General features: G+C 57.1%; 4 protein-coding genes and 1 pseudogene. 3 read left to right on the top strand and 2 right to left on the bottom strand.

The features are described from left to right. Nucleotides 1-43: 43 nt before the first annotated feature. The gene (locus tag Q1B15_RS06365; RefSeq protein WP_299751784.1) at nt 44-208 is read right to left on the bottom strand and encodes a hypothetical protein; all 165 of its coding nucleotides are present in this window, start codon (nt 206-208) and stop codon (nt 44-46) included. Nucleotides 209-231: 23 nt separating this feature from the next. Further along, nucleotides 232-1434, bottom strand: coding sequence for a pyridoxal phosphate-dependent aminotransferase (locus tag Q1B15_RS06360; RefSeq protein WP_299751781.1), 1203 nt, complete (start codon nt 1432-1434; stop codon nt 232-234). 79 nt (nt 1435-1513) lie between these two features. Here Q1B15_RS06360 and Q1B15_RS06355 point away from each other — a divergent pair, with 79 nt between their 5' ends. The 3 genes and pseudogenes from Q1B15_RS06355 to Q1B15_RS06345 form a co-directional block, all read left to right on the top strand. Continuing rightward, entirely contained in the window at nt 1514-1912 is a 399-nt protein-coding gene (locus Q1B15_RS06355) for a helix-turn-helix transcriptional regulator (protein WP_299751779.1), read from the top strand. Then, a complete protein-coding gene (locus Q1B15_RS06350) occupies nt 1909-2169 on the top strand; it encodes a succinate dehydrogenase assembly factor 2 (protein ID WP_299751776.1) in 261 nt (86 codons plus the stop codon). Before Q1B15_RS06355 ends, Q1B15_RS06350 begins: the two co-directional genes overlap by 4 nt. Nucleotides 2170-2285: 116 nt before the next feature. Beyond that, nucleotides 2286-2776 (top strand): annotated as a pseudogene (locus tag Q1B15_RS06345) (winged helix DNA-binding protein); the annotation flags it as partial. Between the last annotated feature and the right edge of the window lie 153 nt (nt 2777-2929).

Here is a 2929-nt window from a genome sequence, read left to right as displayed (position 1 = left end):
TGTCGATCCACCGGGCGCGATCGATGTCAGAGCGCGTGATCAGTTATTTAGGGATAGCGGTGTGGTCTGCGTCGGTGAGGGTATGGTCGCCGTGGGGTTTGATCTCGCCCTGTTTATTGATCACAGTCATCTGGGTCATTTCGATGCGATGATCGCGGCCTTCAGGATCAATGAGAAAGACTATTGCGCCGTTTTCGCGCAGCCCCACCTAGTATTCTGGGGGCGCACTGGTCACGTCAGGCCTTCGCAGAAGCGTCTGAGGCGGGCTGAGGCCTCGATCAGGTCTTCGTCCGAAGTGGCGTAGCTGATGCGGAACGCAGGCGAGAGGCCGAAGGCCGCGCCGAACACAACCGCGACGCCTGTCTCTTCAAGGAGCGCCTTGCAGAAAGTTTCGTCCGTGTCGATCAGCGTGCCTGCCGTGGTTGTTTTGCCGATGCAGCCGGTGATCGAGGGGTAGACGTAGAAGGCGCCGTCCGGTGTCGGGCAGTGGATGCCGGGGGCGGTGTTCAGGCCCGCGACGATCAGATCACGGCGACGCAGAAAAGTTTGCACGTTGACGGGGATGAAATCCTGCGGCCCGTTCAGGGCCTCGAGCGCAGCCCATTGGCTGATCGTGCAGGGATTGGACGTGGATTGGGACTGAATTTTACGCATCGCGGCGATGAGGTGTTTTGGTCCGCCTGCGTAGCCGATGCGCCATCCGGTCATGGCATAGGCTTTTGAAACGCCGTTCAGGGTCAGGGTGCGATCCTTCAGGGACGGAGCGATCTGAGCCGGGGTGCTGAAATCGAAGCCCGGAAACGCGATGTGTTCATACATGTCATCGGTCAGAACCCAGACATGCGGGTGGCGTTCCAGAACATCGGTAAGGGCCTTCAGGGCGTCCGGACTATAGCCCGCGCCGGTGGGGTTCGACGGTGAGTTGAAGATCAGCCATTTGGATTTCGGCGATATGGCAGCTTCGAGCTGTTCCGGCGTGATGCGAAAGCCGCTTTCAGGGCCTGCGGGCATGATCACAGGTTCGCCGCCGGCCAAGAGCACCATGTCGGGGTAGCTGACCCAATAGGGCGCCGGGATCAGGACTTCGTCGCCGGGGTTAAGCGTGGCCATCAACGCGTTGTAAAGGACCTGTTTACCTCCGGTGCCTACGGTGATTTCACAGGCGTCGTAGGCAAGGTTGTTCTCGCGGGCGAATTTGCTGACGATGGCGGCTTTCAGCTCCGGAATGCCGTCCACTGCCGTGTACCGGGTCTTGCCGGTGTCGATGGCGCGTTTTCCGGCCTCGCGGATGTTTTCGGGTGTCGGGAAGTCGGGTTCTCCGGCGCCGAGACTGATGATGTCTCGGCCCGCCGCCTTTAATTCACCCACAAGTGCGGTCAAAGCGACCGTCGGCGAAGGTTTGACGCGGTCGAGTGTCGCAGACAGGAAGGCCATGGTCGTCCTCAGAAAGGTTTGCGGTTAAGGAATGTCATAGAAAGCGCTTGCCGCCCCTGCAACCTATTAGGATGATTTGATGTCCGAACTGACCGACCAAAATTGGTATTCCAACGACGCGGCGACCTTCGGAGACCGCGTGGCGGCCGCGCGCGAGGCGCAAGGTTTGAGCCAGAAAGATCTCTCCAAAAAGCTTGGGATTGGACTAAAGACCCTTGAGGGTTGGGAAAACGACATGGCCGAACCGCGCGCCAACAAGTTGCAGATGCTGGCGGGGGTTCTGAACGTGTCACTGTCTTGGATCCTGACGGGCGACGGGCAAGCGCCTGAGGACGTTTTGAGCGAGGACGATCAATTGGATTTGGTCGATCTGATGACTGAAATGCGGGTCCTGCGGACGCAGATGGCACAAGCGGCGGACCGGATGGGTGTGCTTGAAAAACGGTTGAAGACGGCAATTTTGGATCGCGCTGTATGAGCGAGACGCGCGACATTCGCCTGAAGCGGCTGAAGATGCGGTCATGGCGGCGTGGCATGCGCGAGATGGACATGCTTTTGGGCCCGTTTTCCGATGGTCCGCTGGCAGAATTGTCTGACGCGCAGCTTGATATGTACGAGCAGCTGTTGTCCGAAAATGATCAAGAAATATATCGTTGGATCAGTGGTCAGGCGGAAACGCCTTCGAAATATCAGGAGCTTGTCGGCAAGGTGATGGCGGGCGCGCCGACGGGTTGAAACGATAAAACTGACCTTTTTTGTGCGAGTTTTTTACGCGTTAACGCAATTTTCGGACTTTGCGGCGACTTCTGTGGATGAGCGAGCAGAAGCATGGAGAGGCCTGAAATATGAGTATGTATCAAAACGCAAGCGACAGTACTTCGCCCCTTTCATTTAAGAGACACTATCTGGAAAGCCTCGCTTTGATCGAGCGATAGCACCGGTTGATACTTGACGTGATCAGGAGGAAGTCGAACGGCTTGGCGTGCCTGAGATCACCACGGTTCAGGCACGTTTACTGTTCAATATCGGTGATCATGAGGTGACTGCGGGCGAATTTAAATCGCGCGGATATTATCAGGGATCCAACCTATCCTATAATTTGAAAAAGCTCGTCGAGATGGGGTTCATACACCATCAGAGATGCGAAATTGACCGACGATCCTTGTGTGTACGGCTTGCCGAAAAGGGGCGGAACGTGCGTGAGATCGTTGATGAATTGTTCTCGCGCCACGCCGAAGGGCTGGAAGGCTCACCAACGATCGAGGCAGAGCCCATTCACACGATCGACGGCGCGCTCGGGTGTGTCGAACGGTTCTGGACGGGTCAAATCCGCTATATTTATTCGCGGTCGGGCGTGAAGTTGACGATGAATGTTTGTGATTGCACCGTGGTTGGGCGAAAGGTGTCTGGGGTGAGTACCGGCAGTTCGGATGGCGCCAGTCCAAGGGGCTGCGTCGCCAACTCGCGAAACAGTTTGCGTTTCATCGCAGCGGCA

Source organism: uncultured Boseongicola sp., from assembly GCF_937988555.1.
Taxonomy (GTDB): Bacteria; Pseudomonadota; Alphaproteobacteria; order Rhodobacterales; family Rhodobacteraceae; genus Boseongicola.
The sequence above is the reverse complement of the archived record's forward strand: the minus strand, read 5'-3'. Positions and strand labels throughout refer to the sequence as shown.